This window comes from Mesorhizobium sp. B2-4-14 (assembly GCF_006442155.1).
Taxonomy (GTDB): Bacteria; Pseudomonadota; Alphaproteobacteria; order Rhizobiales; family Rhizobiaceae; genus Mesorhizobium.
Map to the genome: position 1 here is coordinate 122,546 of NZ_VFVA01000005.1, position 17,585 is coordinate 140,130.

Below are 17,585 nucleotides of genomic sequence, written 5' to 3' on the forward strand. Positions count from 1 at the left end.
GCATTCATGGTTCAGGCTTGGTCAATCGGTCCCGAGCGGCGGCCGGCCTGTTCGACCGTCGCGGGCGGGGTTCTTTTCAAGCGCCACCTGCCCAAAAGCATCGTCCCACTTGTTTGCCGGCAGGGCAAGGAAAATAGGAATCCGGGCAGCGTCAGGCGCTCAGCGCCAGGGGGTCGGCATTGACGGTGCGAACGGGAGCAAGCTTGTCGCGCGGCGTCGGCCGTCCGAAATAATAGCCCTGGAAGCGGTTGCAGCCCGCCGCCTTGGCCAGCGCGAATTCTTCCGCGGTCTCAACGCCTTCCGCCACGATGGTGACGTCCTGGATGCGCGCGATCTGCCCAAGCGCGGAGACGAAGATCTGCGCCACCTGGTCATGGGCGAGGCTGCGTATGTAGGAGCGATCGATCTTGATGATGTCGATGGGCAAGGCCTTCAAATAGTTGAAGCCGCAATGGCCGGTGCCGAAATCGTCGAGCGCGATGTGGAAGCCGAGGCCGCGCAAGGCTTCCAGGCGCCGCAGGATCTCGGGCGTGGCCGCGGTCGCCACCGTCTCGGTGATCTCGATGATGAATTGCGCCGCCGGGCGGCCGGTCTCCTTCAGCACGCGGTCGCACATGGTGACGATTTCGTCGCGCTTGAGCTGCTCGCCGGAGACGTTGATCGAGATGCGGCGCCCGGGGAAATAGCCGACATCGGCGCAAGCCCGCTTGAACACCCATTCGCCGAGCATGTCGATCAAGGTCGAGCGTTCGGCGATCGGAATGAACTCGGCCGGCGAGATCAGGCCGCGAACCGGGTGCCGCCAGCGGATCAGCCCCTCCAAGGCATGGGTGGAACCGTCCGGGTTGACGATGGGCTGGTAGTGCAGTTCGAGTTCGCCGAGATAGATCGCCGCGCGCAATTCCCGTTCGACCAGACGGCGGTAACGCTTGTCGGACAGCATCTCCTCGTCGAACACGGTGACGCGGCCTCGGCCGGCCGCCTTGCTTTCATAGAGCGCCAGGTCGGCAACCAGCATCAGTTCCGTCGTGTTCGAGGCATGGGCGGGCGCCAGCGCCACGCCGAGCGAAATGGAGAGCGGAATGATCTTGCCTTCATGCGATTTGCCCGCCCGCATGGCATCCAGCAATTGCCTGACATTCTTGTTGATGGCGTTGAGGTCTGCGTGCGGGATGATGACGCCGAATTCGTCGCCGCCGAGGCGCCCGACCATGCTGCCGGCAAAGATGCGTTCGGCGGTCTTGACCAGATGCATGAGGGTGAGGTCGCCGAACTGATGTCCGAACGTGTCGTTGAGCTGCTTGAAATGGTCGAGGTCGATCAGCAGCAAGGTTGCCTCGCGCCGCTCGCGCATGGTGCCAAGGCTGTCGCGCAGCGCTTCGAGAAAATAGCGCCTTGTCATCGCCCCGGTCATCGCGTCCCTGGTCAGGAAATGATGCTTTTCCGCCTCTGCCGCCTCCGCCGACCGCAAGCGATGGACGACGCTGCTGCGCATATACATCAACGCCAGCAAAGCGAGGCTCGTGGCCAGGATCGAGACGGCGAAGGCGCAGCCCGGCGGCAGGTCCCGCGAGATATTGAAAGCGCCAAGCGCTGCCGCGCCGATGCTGAGCACAAGCAGCGCCTGGATGCCGCGGTAGATCCGGCCGCTGTGGTTCTTGATCGTTGCCAGTATGCTCATCCGCCAGCCCCCGCGATGCAGGCTCACGGCTAGTGCGCAGCCGTTAAGAAGACATTGAATTCGCCGTCATTTCGCCTCTCGGCTCCATGCGGGGGCAATTCATGGTTAAGGAGAAAAAACCGGAATCTTCCTCACCTGGGCGAAACCGCCGGTTGCGCGCCGGCCGATATCGGCCGAGAATGTGTTTCGCCTCGATCAGCAGCGGCATTTGCCGTCGGTCGGTTCACCACCAGTTTCAGGACCAGACGATGAAGATCATTGCTTGCGGCAGCGTGCCGACCATTATCGCGCCGGAAAAGTATTTCACCGGCCGGGTTCTGCAGACGCCGATCGTCGAGACGGAGGCGCCGGCGCGGCTCAGGGCCACGCTGGTCGCCTTCGAGCCGGGCGCACGCACCCACTGGCACACGCATCCGTTCGGCCAGACGCTCCATGTCACCTCGGGCGCCGGGCTTGCCCAGGCATGGGGCGGCCCGGTCCAGGAGATCAGGGCTGGCGATACCATCTCGTTCGCCCCGGTCGAGAAGCACTGGCATGGTGCCGGGCCGAAAACCGCGATGACGCATATCGCCATGCAGGAGGCACTCGACGGCGTCCATGTCGACTGGCTGGAAGCGGTTTCCGGCGAGCAGTATGGCAGCTGAGTCCTGACCGCGGACGGCGGCCGCCTCCTCAGGCCTATCTGATCAGGTCAGCGATGCCGTAAAGCGCTGGATGCGTGTGCAGGCTTCCTCCAGCAGCGCCTCCGATGTGGCGTAGGAGATGCGGAAGTTGGGGCCAAGGCCGAAGGCCGAGCCGAACACCACAGCGACGCCTTCGGCCTCGAGCAGTTCCGAACAGAAGGCCTCGTCGGTGCCGATCACCTTGCCGGCTTTCGTCTTCTTGCCGATCAGTTGGGCACAGGACGGATAGACATAGAAGGCACCTTCCGGCGACGGGCAGGTGATGCCGCGCGCCTGATTGAGCATCGATACAACCAGATCGCGCCTGCCTTGGAAGATCGCCTTGTTCTTGGCGATAAAGTCCTGCGGGCCGTTCAACGCTTCCACCGATGCCCACTGGGCGATGGTGCAGGCACCCGAAGTCTGCTGGCCCTGGATCATGTCCATCGCCTTGATCAGCTGGACTGGACCGGCGGCATAGCCGATGCGCCAGCCGGTCATGGCATAGGCCTTGGACACGCCGTTCATGGTCAGCGTGCGCTCATAGAGGATCGGCTCGACCTCGGCGATGGTCTTGAAGACGAAATCGCCATAGGTCAGGTGCTCATACATGTCGTCGGTCAGCGTCCAGACATGCGGATGCTTCAGCAGCACGTCGGCCAGCGCCCGCAATTCGGCCTCAGTATAGGCGGCACCCGACGGGTTGGACGGCGAGTTCATCAGCAGCCATTTGGTCTTCGGCGTGATCGCCTTCTCAAGCACTTCAGCCGTCAGCTTGAAACCATTGTCGATGGAGGTGTCGGCAAACACCGAAGTGCCGCCGCAGATCGCCACCATTTCGGGGTAGCTGACCCAGTAGGGACGGGGGATGATGACCTCGTCGCCAGGGTTCAGCGTCGCCATGAAGGCGTTGAACAGGATCTGCTTGCCGCCGGTGCCGACGATGGTCTGCTCGGGCTTGTAGTCGAGATTGTTCTCGCGCTTGAACTTCTTGGCGATCGCCTCGCGCAGCGGCACGATGCCCGAAACCGGCGGGTACTTGGTCTCGCCACGGCGGATGGCTTCGATCGCCGCATTCTTGATGTTGTCGGGCGTGTCGAAATCCGGCTCGCCGGCGCCGAGGCCAATAATGTCACGTCCGGCATTTTTCAGCTCGCGGGCTTTCTGCGTCACCGCGATGGTGGCGGAAGGCTTCACGCGGGAAAGGGTGTCGGCAAGAAAGGCCATGACCTTTTGTCTCTCCAAAGGATCGGCGCGGCCAGGAGCGGCCGCGGCGCTTCTCATGTCGCATGCTGCCGCCAAGTGCAAGCATTGTCGGCTGGGCCAGCTATGGCGATGCGGTCAATGAGGCGTGATCAACGGAGAGTTCATTAACACAAGGTAGAGGCTTGCATGGCAGGATCGCAATCCAATTTCGCCAGTCGCGGAGCGAGGAACCCTTGTCGCGCAGCATCGGGCTTGCCCATATCATCCGTCATGATGACGGCACCTCGTCAGGTGTCTGGGGCATCTACACGCTGCAAAGCGCCTTCCAGCCGATCTTCGCCTTCAAGGAGGGCAAGCTGTTGGTCGTCGCCTTCGAAGGGTTGATCCGGCCGTTTCGCGATGGCGAACCGCAATCGCCGATGACCTTCTTTTCGACCTGTCCGGCCGCCGACCGGCTGCATGTCGAGGCGCTGACCAGGACGCTGCATCTGCTCAATGCCGGCGCCTGCCTGCCGCAGGAGGCGTCGATCTTCATCAATTTCGATCCGTCCGTGTTCACCGAGCGGGCGGTCGCCGACAATGCCTTGCGCGAAATGCGGCTGGTGCTGCACGAGGCCGGCATCGATCCGGGCCGGGTCGTGTGCGAGGTGACCGAGCAGCGATCGGCATCGCAGGAGACTTTGTACGAGTTCGTCGCGGCATTGCGTGGCAACGGCTTTCGCATCGCCGTCGACGACTATGGCGCCGACGATTCCGACATCAACCGCATCAAGGAGTTGAGGCCCGACATCGTCAAGTTCGACGCTCGCTGGATCACGCAACTGATGGAGTCCGGCGCCGGCTTCGCGCTCTTGACCGCCATGGTGAAAAGCTTCGAGGAGCAAGCCATTCGCACCGTGTTCGAGGGCCTGGAGGAGGGATGGCAACTGGATCTCGCCGAGAAATCGGGAGCCTCGATGGTCCAGGGTTATGTGCTGGCGCGCCCCGAACTGGCGCCGACCAGCTTCCACGCCTTCGGCAAAGCCGGGGAGGAAACCGTCTCCGCCACCGCCGGGGTGGAGCCTGCGACGGCGACGCCGCGAACAGCACGACCGGCGAAGGCCTTCGGGCGCAGGACGTCACCATGAGCCCGGAGCGGCGGCGCAATGTCGACGATGCGATCTTCGTCGACGAGGTCGGCATCGAATATGGTGTCCATGGCGATTTCCGCCTGCGCAGCGCCTACCAGCCGATCTTCGCCCCGCGCGGCCGCATCTTGCAGGCCGTGGCGGTCGAGGGCCTGGTCGAGCCGCGCCGTGCCGGCCAGCCAGCGTCCGCTCAGATGTTCTTCGAGAGCGTTGCATCGCCGGACCGGCTGTTTGTCGAGTCCATGTGCCGGGCGCTGCATTTGCGGAATTTTCACAACATCGGCGTCGACGGGCTCGATCTGTTCTTCAACTACAATCCGGTGGTCAACGACCATCCGGAGCGGGCGCTTGCGGAGATCCGGCTGATGAGCAGGCATCTCGACGAGCTCGACCTCGCCCCTAGCATGCTGGTCTGCGAAATCACCGAGCAGGCGGCGGATGACGCGCTTCTGGCCCGGCTGGTGCGCGAAATGCGGCGCGACGGCATCCGTATCGCCATCGACGATTTCGGCACCGGCCATTCGACCGAGGAGCGGGTGAGTCTGCTCAGGCCCGATATCGTGAAGATCGATGGCGGCTGGTTCGCGGAATTCTGCCGCCACACTGCTGCTGAGCGGTTCTTCCGCCCGCTGGTGTCCAGCCTGCACGACCGCGGCGCCAAGGTTCTGGTCGAGGGCATTGAGCAACCCGTCCATCTGCGCGTCGCGCTCGAAGGCGGCGTCGACCTGGTGCAGGGTTTTCTTCTGGGCCGGCCGGCGCTGGCCGGTACCATCTTCGACGAAAAGCCGCTCGCCATCGATGCATTGCTGGGCAGGGACAACAATGTCGTGCCGCTCTTTGGCTAGGACCTTGCATCAGCGGTGCTGATGATCACGCCAAAACAAATCATTGGTTGAGGACGCCGGGGCTGCGATAATCACAAGGCAGCGCTTCGGGGACCGGCAATGATACTTTACAGCACGATCGACAGCGGCAATTGCTACAAGCCGCGCCTCTTGATGGCCAAACTCGGCCTCGCCTTCACCACCGTCGAAGTGAGCTCGCACACCGGCGATACGCGAAAGGCTGATTTCGTCGCCAAGAACCCGAATGCCAAGGTGCCGCTGCTCGAACTCGACGACGGCCGGCGGCTGGCCGAGTCCAACGCGATCCTCCTTTATCTCGCCGAAGGCACGCGCTTCCTGCCGGCGGACAGATACGAGCGCGGGCTTGCCTATCAGTGGCTGTTCTTCGAGCAATACAGCCACGAGCCCTATATCGCCGTGCGCAAGGCATTGCTGACCTATCCCGAGAGGGCCAAGGACGCTACGCCGGAACGGCTGTCAGTGACACTGGAGCGCGGCAACAAGGCGCTCGGCGTGATGAATAAATATCTGGAGAACAACGCCTTCTTCGCTGGTGGCGCCCTCAGCGTCGCCGACATTGCCCTCTATGCCTATACGCATACGGCGGAGCAGGGCGGCTTCCAGCTCGACGCCTATCCGGCGGTCGAGGCTTGGCTTGGCCGTGTGGAGGCGGATCCAGGGCACGTATCGATTGACTGGGTGGGGTAGGATTTGGCGATTGGTGCTCTTCTCCCCGTCCCTATACGGGGAGAAGATGGCGGCAGCCAGATGAGGGGCGGCGCCTGCCTTTGATAGTTTCGCGCTTGATTCAAAATGGGATAATCCTGGGGCATCTCGCTGCCCCTCATCGCCCTGCCGGGCGTTCGTCGTTCGAAAAGCCAAGCAGTTGGCTTTTCGTCCGCTGCGCGGACCACTTCTCAACTCCCCGTATAGAGACGGGGAGAAGGACGCTGTATTGATGCCGTCGCCTGAACCCCAGACAAACAAAAAGGCGGGACAAAGCCCGCCTTCCCATGCTTGGTAGCCTGATCGGGAGCGTCCGGTCCGGGCTGGCAGCTATCTGCTGTTCCAGCTTGTCGGGTCTTTTCGCTCCGGCCCGCTTCTCGTGCGGCCGTCAGTACATCCGTGACTTGCCGCGCGCCCCGAGCTCTCGCCCGGCGCGCGCCATTCGCAAAATCAGGCTGCCTTGCTCAGAGATCCAGCGGACGACTTGCCAGTGCGGCGGTCCTGCTCGATCTCGAAGTTGATCTTCTGGCCTTCGACCAGGGTCGACAGTCCAGCGCGCTCGACAGCCGAGATGTGGACGAAAACGTCCGCGCCGCCGCTGTCAGGCTGGATGAAGCCGAAGCCCTTGGTGGCGTTGAACCACTTGACCGTTCCAGTTGCCATAAAAATAGTCCTTCACATTTGCTTTAGTTTGACTGAACCGAGGTCCAGCCGGTGTGCATCGAGATTTTGGAGATAGACGTCAGCAAACGCGAAGATCGCGAGGCCCGGATCGATCGGCCGAAATATCAATGGGGCTGATATAGGATGCTTTCGCACCAAAAACAAGACTGTGTGAGAAAGCCGTGATCGGAACGCCGCCCAAAGGCCGGCCTAATCCGGTGAAACCGTTGCGGCAGGTGGCGCGCCGTCCTTGGCTGCGGATCAGGGAAGAACCATGAAAACCATATTGCTTGCCGCTTGCCTCACGCTCGTGGCCGCCGAGGCGCAGGCAATCTCTCGCTACGACCCGACGCATATGAGCTGCGGCAAGGTCCAAGCGACGATCGCGCGACAAGGCGCGGTCATCCTGCGCTACCAGTCGACGCGTGTTCCAGGGCTACCGCTCTACGACCGCTATGTGCAGAGCCAGCAGTTCTGTACCATCGGCGAGGTGAGGACGCGCGCCTATGTGCCGAGCGCCGACACGAAATCCTGCCCGGTCTATAACTGCAAGCGGCCGGACAATGACGGGCATTTCCGCCGACGCTTCTTCCATAATACCTAGGCCACGACGGTTCAGAACCCGAAGGACACCTGCGCGGGCGGCGGTGGGCCGACGCGCACGCCTTCCATGGCCAGCATCTTTTCCTTGGTGACGGAGCCGCCGGGCGCCGAGAAGCCGCCGATCCTGCCGCCGGCGGCAAGAATGCGATGGCACGGAATGACCAGCGGCACCGGATTGGCGCCAAGGGCCGCACCGGTCTCGCGCGGCAGGCCGGCGTGGCCCGCGCGCTTGGCCAGTTCGCCATAGGTGGTGGTCTCGCCATAGCCGAGTTTGCGCGCCGCGTCATAAATGGCGAGGCGGAAGTCGTCGACACCGTCGAGATCGACCGGAACATCGGTGAAATCGACATCCTCGCCCGCGGCATAAGCCTTGATCGAGGCGATCAGGTCGACCACCCATGGCGGCTGGGCCGTGGAGGCGGAAACGCCGGCATGGCGCATCAGCCGCCGCTCCACTGCTTCGCGGCTGCGTTCGGGCAGGCAGAGCCGGATCAGGCCCTTTTTGCTCCAGGCGATGCCCATGAAACCGATCACTGTTTCTAACACTGCGTGGCCGGCTGTGATCGAAGCTGTCGTTTCCATAATGCACTCCTTTCCGCAAAGCGGCGAAATCCGGGATTCCTGCCGGTACATATCAGGAACAATATGGCATCACCCCTCACGTCTCGCCACCCGAAAACCACCGGATGGCCCTGATTGCTACCCAGGAATCGCTGGTGTAAGGGAAATCTTAACAACCCGACAAACCGGACCCGAGCGCGGCTTGCCAGCAAAACAGATCCTTATCGCGATCGGCGTGATCGTGGCGGCGGCCGGCATGAGCGGCTGCACCTCGACCTCGCAGATGACAGCCGCGCCGTCCCTGACCGAAACCGCGACCGTGGCAGGCAGCGATGCCGGCTTCACCATACCACTGCCGGAAACGGTTTCGGTGCTGCCGCAATCCTCGGGCATCAAGCCCGTTCAAACGGCCGAATTGACACCCGGCGCGGCGGCCACGCCAGCTCTCGATCCAGCCACCCAACCCGCGGCCGCAACCGCGGCCTTTGCCGGAGCGACGCCGGCGGCGCCGGCTTTACCCGCCGTGATAACGGCCAATGCCTGGCAGGCGCCACCGCCGGCCAAAGCGGGTCAGCCACTCAAGGCGGCTCAGCCAATCAAGGCGGCTCAGGCATACACGACCGCCGGGCTTATCGTGCCGGCGACCGCCAGCGCCGGCCAGAAAATGCCCGGCGTGCAGCAGGTAGCCTATATGCTGCCGCAGAACCCGGCTGCCCTGGTGCAGTTCCCGTCGGCGCCGGTTGCTCCGGAGCAAGAGGAGCATGCCACCGGCATGCGCGGCGACGTCGACCGGCTGATCATCAAATATGCCGCCCTCTACGAGGTGCCGGTCGATCTGGTGCGCCATGTCGTCAATCGCGAAAGCACCTACAACCCCAAGGCCTATAACAATGGCCATTGGGGGCTTATGCAGATCAAGCACGCGACGGCGCGCGGCATGGGTTACGACGGGCCGGCCAAGGGCCTGTTCGACGCCGAGACCAACCTGAAATATGCGGTCAAATATCTGCGCGGCGCCTGGCTGGTGGCCGGCGGCAATTCCAAGAAGGCCGATTGGCTCTACCAGACCGGCTACTATTTCGACGCCAAGCGCAAGGGTCTGCTCGAGGCGACGGGCCTTGGCGCCGACCGCAAGCGGCAGCCCGACGCCTGAGCGCGATGCCTGAACCGCGCCCGCCGGCTCCGAACGACATCCGGCTGCGCAAGATCCTCGACGAGACGCTGGTTACACCGCACTGGCCGGATGGCTTCGTCATGCGCTGTCTGAGGCACGGCGACGCGCCGGCCCTGCATGCGCTACTGGGCGACGTGTTCGAGAACCGCGCCGACGAGCCATTCGACGACTGGTGGCCGCGCATATCAGGCGACCTCGAATTCGATCCGGATCTCTGTTTTCTCGTCATCGACGCCAAGGGCCGGCTGGCGGCGGCAGCACTATGCTGGACGAGCGCTTTCATCAAGAATCTCGCCGTTCATCCCGAGGCGCGCGGCAAAGGCATTGGCGAAGCGCTGATGTGGCAGGCCTTCGCCGCCTTTCGCGACCGCGGCGCTACCCACGTCGATCTCAAGACAAACACGGTCGAAAACGCCGCCGCCGTGCGGCTCTATGAGCGGGTCGGCATGTTCGAGGTCGACTGGGAAGGCTGAAGCGCATCGCGTTGAAATGGCGACGCGCTTCAGGGGTTCTTTGTTAAAGCCTGGGAACCCGAAAGCACGGCTTCGCATTCAGGGGCAGGGGGATAGCTGACGAGCTGCCGACGCGTGGGAGGTGTCCGGCTCCAAAGGGAGACCCAACCCGCCGTGAAGCCTTTCCACGCATTTCTGGCGCTTGTGGTTGGCAGCATCCTGGCAGTCGCTCAAGCCCACGCGGTCGACCTGTCGATCGTGTCGGGAGACACCGGCAACGGCATCAAGGTGCTTCGCGAGATCCTCGACCGTTACGAGAAAGAGAGCGGTAACAAAGTTTCCATCGTCGTCCTGCCGCCGTCGACGACGGACCAGTTCGGCCTGTACAGGCTGTGGCTTGCCGCCGGCAACAGCGATATCGACGTCTATCAGACCGACGTCATCTGGGCGCCGCAGCTCGCCAGCCAGCTTGTCGATCTCACCGAAGCGACCAGGGATGTGGTCGGCGCCCATTTCCCGTCGATCATCCAGTCGCAGACCGTCAACGGCAGGCTGGTCGCGCTGCCAATCTTCACTGATGCGCCGGCGCTCTATTACCGCAAGGACCTGCTCGACAAATATGGCGCCAAGGTCCCTGCCACCTGGAAGGAGCTGGCCGAGACCGCCAGGCTGGTCATGGACAAGGAGCGGGCGGCCGGCAACAAGGATATCTGGGGTTTCGTCTTCCAGGGCAACGCCTATGAGGGGCTGACCTGCAATGCGCTCGAATGGGTGATGTCCAGTGGCGGCGGCCGGATCGTCGAGCCGGACGGCACCATATCGGTCAACAACCCTAAAGCGGCGCCGGCGCTCGATATGGTCAGGGGGTGGATCGGAACCATCTCGCCGCCCGGCGTGCTCGCCTATCAGGAAGAGGAATCGCGCGGCGTCTGGCAGACCGGCAATGCCGTCTTCATGCGCAACTGGCCCTATGCCTATGCGCTCGGCAACAGCGACAACTCGCCGATCAAGGGCAAGTTCGACGTGGCGCCTTTGCCGGCAGGCACTGGCGAGGGCGCCCGGCCGGTCGCGACGCTGGGCGGCTGGAATCTCGCGGTCTCCAAATATTCGAAGCATCCGGACACGGCGATCGGACTGGTCAAGTTCATCGCTTCGCCCCAAATGCAGAAATACCGGACTCTGAAGACGTCCAACCTGCCGACCATCCAGGCGCTCTATGACGATGCCGACATTGCCAGGCAGCAGCCGATCGTACCGCGCTGGAAGCAGATTTTTCTCAACGCCGTGCCGCGTCCTTCCGCGACTGTCAAGATCAAGTACAACGAGGCATCGAGCCAGTTCTGGACGGCCGTGCACAACACGCTTTCCGGCGAAGGCAGCGGCGCCGACAATCTGGCCGACCTCGAAGCGAGGCTGACCAAGCTGAAAGGCAAAGGCTGGTGAGCGTTGCGCCTGTCAGGCATTCGCGGCTGATGGCGCAGCGCGTGCGCTCGGCATGGCTGTTCCTGGCGCCGATGCTGCTGGTGCTGGCCGCCGTTGCCGGCTGGCCGCTCATCCGCACTGTCTATTTCAGTTTCACCGACGCCTCGCTGGCGGACCTCGACGCCCGCCAGTTCGTCGGCTTCGACAATTATCTCTCGGTGCTGCGCCTGCCGAGCGGCCGGGTGATTTATGACGGGCTGCTCGTCGATCCGGTCTGGTGGAGCGCGGTCTGGAACACCGTGCGCTTCGCGGCGATTTCTGTGACTTGCGAGACGGTCCTCGGCACGATCGTGGCGCTGGTGCTCAACGCCAGCTTTCCTGGCCGCGGCATCGTCAGGGCGGCGATCCTCATCCCCTGGGCGATCCCGACGATCGTCTCGGCCAAGATGTGGCAGTGGATGCTCAACGACCAGTTCGGCATCATCAATGTCGTGCTGGTCGATCTCGGCCTGATCAGCCACAAGATCGCCTGGACCGCCAGCCCCGACACCGCGATGACGGCCGTACTCATCGTCGACATCTGGAAGACGACGCCGTTCATGGCGCTGCTCATCCTTGCCGCGCTGCAGATGCTGCCGGGCGAGATCATCGAAGTCGCCAGGCTCGACGGGGCAAACCCGTGGCAGATTTTCTGGCGGGTGACCTTGCCGCTCATCCGCCCCGCGGTGATGGTGGCGGTGATTTTTCGCGGGCTCGACGCGCTGCGCATTTTCGACCTGATCTATGTGCTGACGCCCAACAATGTGAACACCAAGTCGATGTCGGTGTTCACACGGGAGAACCTGTTCGAGTTCGACAAATTCGCCTACGGCTCGGCCGCCTCGACCCTGTTCTTCCTGATCCTCGCCCTGCTCACGATCGCCTATATCCGGATCGGCCGGATCAGCTTGGAAGGAGGCCGCTGAGATGTGGATCGTGCGGCGCGCGGCCTTCTACCTGCTGGTCTTGGTGATCGTCTTCGTCGCGGTGTTTCCGTTCTACTACGCCATCGTCACCAGCCTGAAATCCGGAACCGAGCTCTTCGAGCCCGGCCTTTGGCCGAAGACCTTCAGCCTCGGCAATTACCGCAACGTGCTGACCGAAGGCGCCTTCGTGCGCAATCTCGTGAACTCGCTGGTCGTCTCCGGGGCGGTCGTTGCGCTGTCGCTGCTGCTCGGCGTCACCGCCGCCTACGCGCTGGCGCGCATCCGCTTCCGTGGCCGCTCGGCCCTGCTGCTTGCGATCCTGTCGGTCTCGATGTTCCCGCAGGTGGCGGTGCTTGCCGGGCTGTTCGAGATTGTCCGCATGTTCGGCCTCTACAACTCGCTGTTCGCACTGATCTTCTCCTACATGATCTTCACCTTGCCGTTCACCGTCTGGGTGCTCACCACTTTCGTGCGCGACCTGCCGGTCGAGGTCGAGGAAGCGGCGATCCTCGATGGCGCGACACCGTGGATCATCGTCACGCGCATCTTCCTGCCGCTGATGGGACCGGCGCTGGCGACCACCGGGCTGCTCGCCTTCATCGGCGCCTGGAACGAGTTCCTCTTTGCGCTGACCTTCACTTCCAACAATGCGCAAAGAACCGTGCCGGTGGCGATCGCGCTGCTGTCGGGCAATTCGCAGTTCGAAATCCCGTGGGGCAACATCATGGCCGCATCGGTGATCGTCACCGTGCCGCTAGTCGTGCTGGTGCTGATCTTCCAGCGCAAGATCGTCTCCGGCCTCACCGCCGGCGGGGTCAAGGGGTGAGGAGCGGTCGAAAAAATGTAGGAACCGGTCGCTGCACCCCGTCCTTGGGTCGTAGAGCACCCTTGCCGGGACGCCGGCGCGACGATCTGAAGGAGCCGATCATGATCACCTTTCCCAATGAATCCGCCAGATACCGCACCGCCCGCGAAAAACTCTTGAGGAAGGAAATCGAGCTGCGCCGCGCCATGGAAGCCGTGGCCGAGGCGCGGCGCGCGCTGCCGCCGGGCGGTCTGGTGCCACGGAACTATGTGTTCGACGGGCTGGATATCGCCGGCAAGCCCACGCGGGTGAAACTGTCGGAGCTGTTCGCGCCCGGCAAGGACACGCTGATCCTCTATCAGATGATGTTTCCGCGTCATCCCCAGGAAACGCGTGACGTGGCCGTGAGCGGCGAGACGGCGAAATTGCCAAGGCAGGACCAGCCGTGCCCCTCCTGCACGGCGCTGCTCGACCAGTTCGACGGCGCCGTTCGCCATCTCGAAGCGGCCGGCTTCAACTTTGTCGTGGTGGCCAAGACCGCGCTGAGAAATCTGACGGCGCTTGGCCGCGACCGCGGCTGGAAGAATATGCGGCTGGTTTCGTCGGCCGGCAACAGTTTCAAGCGCGACTACAATGCCGAGGATGCGGATGGCGCGCAGATCCCGCTGCTGTCGGTGTTCCATCGCGACGGTGACGGCATCCGCCATTCCTGGTCGTCGGAGCTCGGCTTCGCGCCGCCGGAACCCGGCCAGGACCCGCGCGCCATCGGCACCTGCGAGATCCTGTGGAACCTGATGGATTTTACTCCGGAAGGCCGGCCGGACTGGCACGAGCAACTGCAATATGGCGAGGCGTGCTGCCACTGAGGGGAGAGAGAACGCGCAACCTCGGCGCGTCTGCGGCGTTGGACAGTCAGAAGGATCATTCCGAGCGGAGATTTCAGATGAAAACGCTTCTGACTGTGGCAGCCGCGGCCCTGCTTGCCAGCGCGCCGGCCGTGCTTGCCCAAACGAACGGCACCAAATCGAACACGGTCGCGCCTGTGATGGCCGACAGCAAGGTCGACACCCAAACCTTCGTCACGACGGTGCCCAGTGCCAATGAGTTCGAAATCCAGTCGAGCAAGCTCGCCGAGGAAAAATCGTCGTCGAAAGACGTCAAGGCTTTCGCCAGCCGGATGATCAAGGATCACACCAAGGCCGGCAAGGACTTCAAGGCGGCGCTGAACAAGGGCCAGACCACCGCCTCGGTCACGCCCGCCGGGCCTGCCTTGCAGCCGAAGGAGCAGCAGATGCTCGACGAGCTGAAAGGCGCCAGCGGCAAGGCGTTCGACCAGAAATATATCCAGATGCAGACCGATGCGCACAGGGATGCGGTCGCGATGTTCAGCACCTATGCGCAATCGGGCGACGACCCGGCGATGAAGGAATTCGCCAAGAAGACGCTGCCGGTGCTGAAGATGCACGAGAAGCACGTGAAGGAACTGGGCGCCGCGCATCAGGGGTGAGGGCGTCGGGATTGATCACCCGCCTGTCGCCTCGTCATCCACGGGCGCAGCGAGGAGCGTAGCGACGCAGCGCAGACCCGAGGATCCATGCCGTGACTTCAGAGTGATGCCACGGTGCAGAATTTGCATCGCTGCACCCTCGGCTGATGTCACGGCATGGATCCCAGGGTCTCCGCGACGGAGCTTCGCTCCTGCTTCGCCCTGGGATGACGAAGCTGGGAGGCGTGCGCCGATCTCCAATATTGCAAAGGGGGTCGCCGCCCGAGCTGCCAATCTCCCCCCCAGGTGGGGGAGATGTCCGGCAGGACAGAGGGGGGCGCCGTAGAGCGCCACGTTGGATACTGACGCCTTGGCGAACCGCGTGCAGCATGGTGGCCCTGTGCCCGCCTGCCATAAACTAAACTACCGGCATCACTCAGGAGCGTCCCATGCCCAGGATCAACCTGTCAGCCGTGCCCATCCGCAAGGGTTCCGGCTATCCCGCACCGTTCGACCAACCCTGCGCCGAGCGCACGCGCCGCCGCCTCGGCGAGGCCGGCGGGCTCACCGATTTCGGCGTCAACCTGATGACCTTGCCGCCCGGCGGCTGGTCGAGCCAGCGCCATTGGCACAGCCATGAGGACGAATTCGTCTATGTGCTGGACGGCGAATTGACGCTGGTCGAGGATGGTGGCGAGACGGTGCTGAGGGCAGGGGACTGCGCGACCTTCGCCAAAAACAGCGGCAACGGCCACCACATGATCAACCGGTCGTCGGCCACGGCGCTCTACCTGGAGGTCGGCTCGCGCTCTCAGGACGATGTCATCACCTGTTCCGACATCGACATGATGAGCCCCAGCTCCGACGGCCGGTTTCTGCACAAGGATGGCACGCCCTATCCGGGGCAGGGGTGAGGCGGCGCGGACCTTTCCTTCTCCCCTTGTGGGAGACGGTGGCTCGGCGCGCAGCGCCGAGTCGGATGAGGGGTGTTCCAGCGGAATGAGACGCTGATCGGCTGATAATCAGCTACGGCCACCACGGCTGGACAAGCGGAGTCGCGGGGCTGGAGCACCCCGTCTTGCCGCTTCGCGGCAATCCACCTTCCCCCATAGGTGGAGAAGGAAGGACGGCGCTGGTCTTCGCCCGGCGGCGGGATAAGTTCGCTTAACCCATAGCGCTATCGCTTTACGAATACCCCCACCCGGACCTGCAGTCCGACCTCCCCACAAGGGGGAGGTAAGTGGCGGCGGCACCGCCTCGACTAAAGCCGTCAAGAGTGTCGCCCGAATGATGCCTTGGCTCCCACCTCCCCCTTGTGGGGAGGTCGGACCGCAGGTCCGGGTGGGGGTCCTCGTAGAGCGCCCAGCCTCACACCAGGAGATCACCATGAAGAATGCCGGACAAGGTGCGGGCGCTTGGCCTGCCCTGTTCGCCCGGCGGTGAAGCTAAGGACTCGTGCTCATCGCCGCGACGCCGCCCGTGGACATGCTGACGGCAAGGTGGTGCGCGCGACATCGAGGTCCAGACCGAGGCGTCGCTGAAGGCGCTGAGGCATTGCCTGGGAGCGGGGCGCTGGAGAACGTGGTGATGGCGCACGCCGTCAACTCCGGCTTCTACAACGCGATCAATAGGGTGTATGCCCGGTATTTCAGCGTGAACCCGCCGGCAAGAAGTTTCGCGCCGGTGGCGTCTTGGCCGATGCAGTTTGATATTGAGATTGAGTGCGTGATGGTTGAGTGAAGTTGCTATTGCTTCTCGATTTACGCTCGATCAACTGTGAATGGTGGGAGATCAATGTAGACAATGTGCGTGACCTTGACCGGGACGTCAACAAGGCCGTCCTCAAATTAAACGGTGATAGAAGCTAGTTGAAGAAGGCAGTCATGCTAGAAAGGCGATCCACTAAATCAGGCGGCACGTCATTTTGACCCATTTCATCAACAATCTGATTTATAGTTAGTGAGACGCCGTAATCGCGCTGAAGTCCAGCAGATAAAACAGCAATAAACTCCTTGCCCGGTATGATTGAGAAACGCTTATCGATGTCCGCCCAATAAGCTTCGAATCGCTCACTTGCCCGTTCCAAGTGTGTTGAATCCGTTGTACGCCGATCGACCTCTCGGTGATGAGCGAGGTAATGCGCTAGATGCTGCGCTTGACAAGCTGTACGATAGGTATCCGAAAGTTTGACAATGCGCTCACTAACCTCATCGGAAGTTATGTTGTTTCCTCTCGATCTTACACGCTTCTTGATCGCTTCGCTTAATGGATCATAAACCAAGGCGTAGTTTTCGATCTCCTTCCGGCATAATACATCAATCCATAGTGAGCTGTTTTCCAAATTCTTTTTAAACAAGTGTATTTCTTCGTCACACCGATAATCTCTATCGAATAGGGCTGCAATTTTTACATTAATATCAAATATATTATGGAGCGCCCAGTCAACTTCTTTCACGCGCGTCCATTGAGAGAACCCTCCTGCTTGTAGGTATACCGTCTTGGGGTTTTGAAACATTTCTCCCAGCTTAGCCTTAATCGCAAATTTTCGGATTAGGTTTCTTTCTTTGCCCTCAAAAAATATAATTCTTTCAGCTCTCGCCAATCTGGCAAATTCGGCATTCTCAGATGAGCCTAGGTACGAATAGACTTTCTTATACCCTTCCTCTGTAGTTATTCTAATAGCCGTTCTGTTGTTGTAAACAATTAATACTATATCTCCCGGTTCCGATTCATTCATAATCTCCGTTGAATGCGTTGCAATAAAAATCTGGCCAAATTTCTCCTTAGCCATTCTCAATACTCGCTTCTGGAGTTCTGGGTGCAAATATATATCGGGTTCGTCAAGAACTAATATCGAATCACCATTGCCTCGCAAAAACTGAGCCATCATCTGCATCCACACTTGAAAGCCAGGATGAAGCTCTACATGTAGCGTCGAATTTTCGTCAATTTCACTGAAATTCTCGCGGGCTCATCTCCGTAATCTCGGACAACGTTATCGATCGGTATGCCAATCAAACTTTGAGACATTTCATAGGTGGCGCATACCCCGAAACTTCCATGATCTTTCAGCACAGACTTGGTCCTGCTAGCGTATCTATGAACATCGCGAAAAATGCGGAGAGCGTCCAATGTGGAAGATTTGCCAGCGTTATTCGGACCAACGAGGATATTCGTGTCGCGGCAGCTTATTGAGAAGCGGCTAAA

The 17,585-nt window shown here is 61.7% G+C and carries 19 protein-coding genes; 14 read left to right on the top strand and 5 right to left on the bottom strand.

The genetic code is table 11. From position 1 onward, the window contains the following. Window positions 1-151: 151 nt before the first annotated feature. A complete protein-coding gene (locus FJ938_RS06730) occupies window positions 152-1,681 on the bottom strand; it encodes an EAL domain-containing protein (protein WP_140692272.1) in 1,530 nt (509 codons plus the stop codon). Between the two features lie 248 nt (window positions 1,682-1,929). Between FJ938_RS06730 and FJ938_RS06735 the strand changes: the two genes are divergently transcribed. Next, complete coding sequence (locus tag FJ938_RS06735) at window positions 1,930-2,325, top strand: cupin domain-containing protein (RefSeq protein ID WP_140692274.1); 396 nt, start codon at window positions 1,930-1,932, stop codon at window positions 2,323-2,325. A gap of 42 nt (window positions 2,326-2,367) precedes the next feature. Here FJ938_RS06735 and FJ938_RS06740 read toward each other — a convergent pair whose 3' ends face one another. Then, a complete protein-coding gene (locus FJ938_RS06740) occupies window positions 2,368-3,570 on the bottom strand; it encodes a pyridoxal phosphate-dependent aminotransferase (protein WP_140692277.1) in 1,203 nt (400 codons plus the stop codon). A gap of 212 nt (window positions 3,571-3,782) precedes the next feature. Between FJ938_RS06740 and FJ938_RS06745 the strand changes: the two genes are divergently transcribed. The 3 genes from FJ938_RS06745 to FJ938_RS06755 all read left to right on the top strand — a co-directional run bounded on the left by FJ938_RS06745 (window position 3,783) and on the right by FJ938_RS06755 (window position 6,229). Then, complete coding sequence (locus FJ938_RS06745; protein WP_140692280.1) at window positions 3,783-4,676, top strand: EAL domain-containing protein; 894 nt, start codon at window positions 3,783-3,785, stop codon at window positions 4,674-4,676. Further along, entirely contained in the window at window positions 4,673-5,521 is an 849-nt protein-coding gene (locus tag FJ938_RS06750; protein ID WP_140692283.1) for an EAL domain-containing protein, read from the top strand. The genes FJ938_RS06745 and FJ938_RS06750 overlap by 4 nt, the downstream gene beginning before the upstream one ends. A 99-nt stretch (window positions 5,522-5,620) precedes the next feature. After that, window positions 5,621-6,229 carry a glutathione S-transferase family protein gene (locus FJ938_RS06755; RefSeq protein ID WP_140692286.1) on the top strand — a complete coding sequence of 203 codons (609 nt, stop codon included), beginning with the start codon at window positions 5,621-5,623 and terminating at the stop codon, window positions 6,227-6,229. A 468-nt stretch (window positions 6,230-6,697) separates the two neighbouring features. Here the strand turns inward: FJ938_RS06755 and FJ938_RS06760 are convergent, their stop codons facing one another. After that, entirely contained in the window at window positions 6,698-6,910 is a 213-nt protein-coding gene (locus tag FJ938_RS06760; protein WP_015316174.1) for a cold-shock protein, read from the bottom strand. A gap of 274 nt (window positions 6,911-7,184) precedes the next feature. Here FJ938_RS06760 and FJ938_RS06765 point away from each other — a divergent pair, with 274 nt between their 5' ends. Continuing rightward, window positions 7,185-7,514, top strand: a complete 330-nt coding sequence (locus FJ938_RS06765) for a hypothetical protein (RefSeq protein WP_140692289.1) — start codon at window positions 7,185-7,187, stop codon at window positions 7,512-7,514. Window positions 7,515-7,525: 11 nt separating this feature from the next. Here FJ938_RS06765 and FJ938_RS06770 read toward each other — a convergent pair whose 3' ends face one another. Then, on the bottom strand, window positions 7,526-8,095 hold the full coding sequence (locus tag FJ938_RS06770) for a methylated-DNA--[protein]-cysteine S-methyltransferase (RefSeq protein ID WP_140692291.1): 570 nt from the start codon (window positions 8,093-8,095) through the stop codon (window positions 7,526-7,528). Between the two features lie 181 nt (window positions 8,096-8,276). Here FJ938_RS06770 and FJ938_RS06775 point away from each other — a divergent pair, with 181 nt between their 5' ends. The 9 genes from FJ938_RS06775 to FJ938_RS29830 all read left to right on the top strand — a co-directional run bounded on the left by FJ938_RS06775 (window position 8,277) and on the right by FJ938_RS29830 (window position 16,118). Then, entirely contained in the window at window positions 8,277-9,227 is a 951-nt protein-coding gene (locus tag FJ938_RS06775; protein WP_140692294.1) for a lytic transglycosylase domain-containing protein, read from the top strand. Window positions 9,228-9,232: 5 nt separating this feature from the next. Next, window positions 9,233-9,721, top strand: coding sequence for a GNAT family N-acetyltransferase (locus FJ938_RS06780; protein ID WP_140692297.1), 489 nt, complete (start codon window positions 9,233-9,235; stop codon window positions 9,719-9,721). Window positions 9,722-9,874: 153 nt separating this feature from the next. Further along, window positions 9,875-11,143, top strand: a complete 1,269-nt coding sequence (locus FJ938_RS06785; protein WP_140692299.1) for an ABC transporter substrate-binding protein — start codon at window positions 9,875-9,877, stop codon at window positions 11,141-11,143. 29 nt (window positions 11,144-11,172) lie between these two features. After that, window positions 11,173-12,087, top strand: a complete 915-nt coding sequence (locus FJ938_RS06790) for a sugar ABC transporter permease (protein WP_140692488.1) — start codon at window positions 11,173-11,175, stop codon at window positions 12,085-12,087. Window position 12,088: 1 nt separating this feature from the next. Next, window positions 12,089-12,913 carry a carbohydrate ABC transporter permease gene (locus FJ938_RS06795; protein WP_140692302.1) on the top strand — a complete coding sequence of 275 codons (825 nt, stop codon included), beginning with the start codon at window positions 12,089-12,091 and terminating at the stop codon, window positions 12,911-12,913. 101 nt (window positions 12,914-13,014) lie between these two features. After that, window positions 13,015-13,758, top strand: coding sequence for a DUF899 family protein (locus FJ938_RS06800; protein ID WP_181168942.1), 744 nt, complete (start codon window positions 13,015-13,017; stop codon window positions 13,756-13,758). A gap of 77 nt (window positions 13,759-13,835) precedes the next feature. Next, window positions 13,836-14,399, top strand: a complete 564-nt coding sequence (locus tag FJ938_RS06805; RefSeq protein WP_140692306.1) for a DUF4142 domain-containing protein — start codon at window positions 13,836-13,838, stop codon at window positions 14,397-14,399. 428 nt (window positions 14,400-14,827) lie between these two features. Next, a complete protein-coding gene (locus FJ938_RS06810) occupies window positions 14,828-15,292 on the top strand; it encodes a cupin domain-containing protein (protein ID WP_140692309.1) in 465 nt (154 codons plus the stop codon). Between the two features lie 673 nt (window positions 15,293-15,965). Then, a complete protein-coding gene (locus FJ938_RS29830; protein WP_246673215.1) occupies window positions 15,966-16,118 on the top strand; it encodes a hypothetical protein in 153 nt (50 codons plus the stop codon). A gap of 124 nt (window positions 16,119-16,242) precedes the next feature. On the opposite strand, the gene FJ938_RS06820 is transcribed toward FJ938_RS29830, so the two are convergent. Then, on the bottom strand, window positions 16,243-17,280 hold the full coding sequence (locus FJ938_RS06820; RefSeq protein ID WP_281409094.1) for an AAA family ATPase: 1,038 nt from the start codon (window positions 17,278-17,280) through the stop codon (window positions 16,243-16,245). Window positions 17,281-17,585: the final 305 nt, after the last annotated feature.

Bases quoted from the DNA above. Each gene is read 5' to 3' on its own strand.
- FJ938_RS06740 (WP_140692277.1), bottom strand. From the start codon at position 3,570: ATGGCCTTTCTTGCCGACACCCTTTCCCGCGTGAAGCCTTCCGCCACC.
- FJ938_RS06805 (WP_140692306.1), top strand. From the start codon at position 13,836: ATGAAAACGCTTCTGACTGTGGCAGCCGCGGCCCTGCTTGCCAGCGCG.
- FJ938_RS06795 (WP_140692302.1), top strand. From the start codon at position 12,089: ATGTGGATCGTGCGGCGCGCGGCCTTCTACCTGCTGGTCTTGGTGATC.
- FJ938_RS06790 (WP_140692488.1), top strand. From the start codon at position 11,173: ATGGCGCAGCGCGTGCGCTCGGCATGGCTGTTCCTGGCGCCGATGCTG.
- FJ938_RS06810 (WP_140692309.1), top strand. From the start codon at position 14,828: ATGCCCAGGATCAACCTGTCAGCCGTGCCCATCCGCAAGGGTTCCGGC.
- FJ938_RS06780 (WP_140692297.1), top strand. From the start codon at position 9,233: ATGCCTGAACCGCGCCCGCCGGCTCCGAACGACATCCGGCTGCGCAAG.
- FJ938_RS06755 (WP_140692286.1), top strand. From the start codon at position 5,621: ATGATACTTTACAGCACGATCGACAGCGGCAATTGCTACAAGCCGCGC.
- FJ938_RS06730 (WP_140692272.1), bottom strand. From the start codon at position 1,681: ATGAGCATACTGGCAACGATCAAGAACCACAGCGGCCGGATCTACCGC.
- FJ938_RS06800 (WP_181168942.1), top strand. From the start codon at position 13,015: ATGATCACCTTTCCCAATGAATCCGCCAGATACCGCACCGCCCGCGAA.
- FJ938_RS06760 (WP_015316174.1), bottom strand. From the start codon at position 6,910: ATGGCAACTGGAACGGTCAAGTGGTTCAACGCCACCAAGGGCTTCGGC.
- FJ938_RS06770 (WP_140692291.1), bottom strand. From the start codon at position 8,095: ATGGAAACGACAGCTTCGATCACAGCCGGCCACGCAGTGTTAGAAACA.
- FJ938_RS06765 (WP_140692289.1), top strand. From the start codon at position 7,185: ATGAAAACCATATTGCTTGCCGCTTGCCTCACGCTCGTGGCCGCCGAG.
- FJ938_RS06735 (WP_140692274.1), top strand. From the start codon at position 1,930: ATGAAGATCATTGCTTGCGGCAGCGTGCCGACCATTATCGCGCCGGAA.
- FJ938_RS29830 (WP_246673215.1), top strand. From the start codon at position 15,966: ATGGCGCACGCCGTCAACTCCGGCTTCTACAACGCGATCAATAGGGTG.
- FJ938_RS06750 (WP_140692283.1), top strand. From the start codon at position 4,673: ATGAGCCCGGAGCGGCGGCGCAATGTCGACGATGCGATCTTCGTCGAC.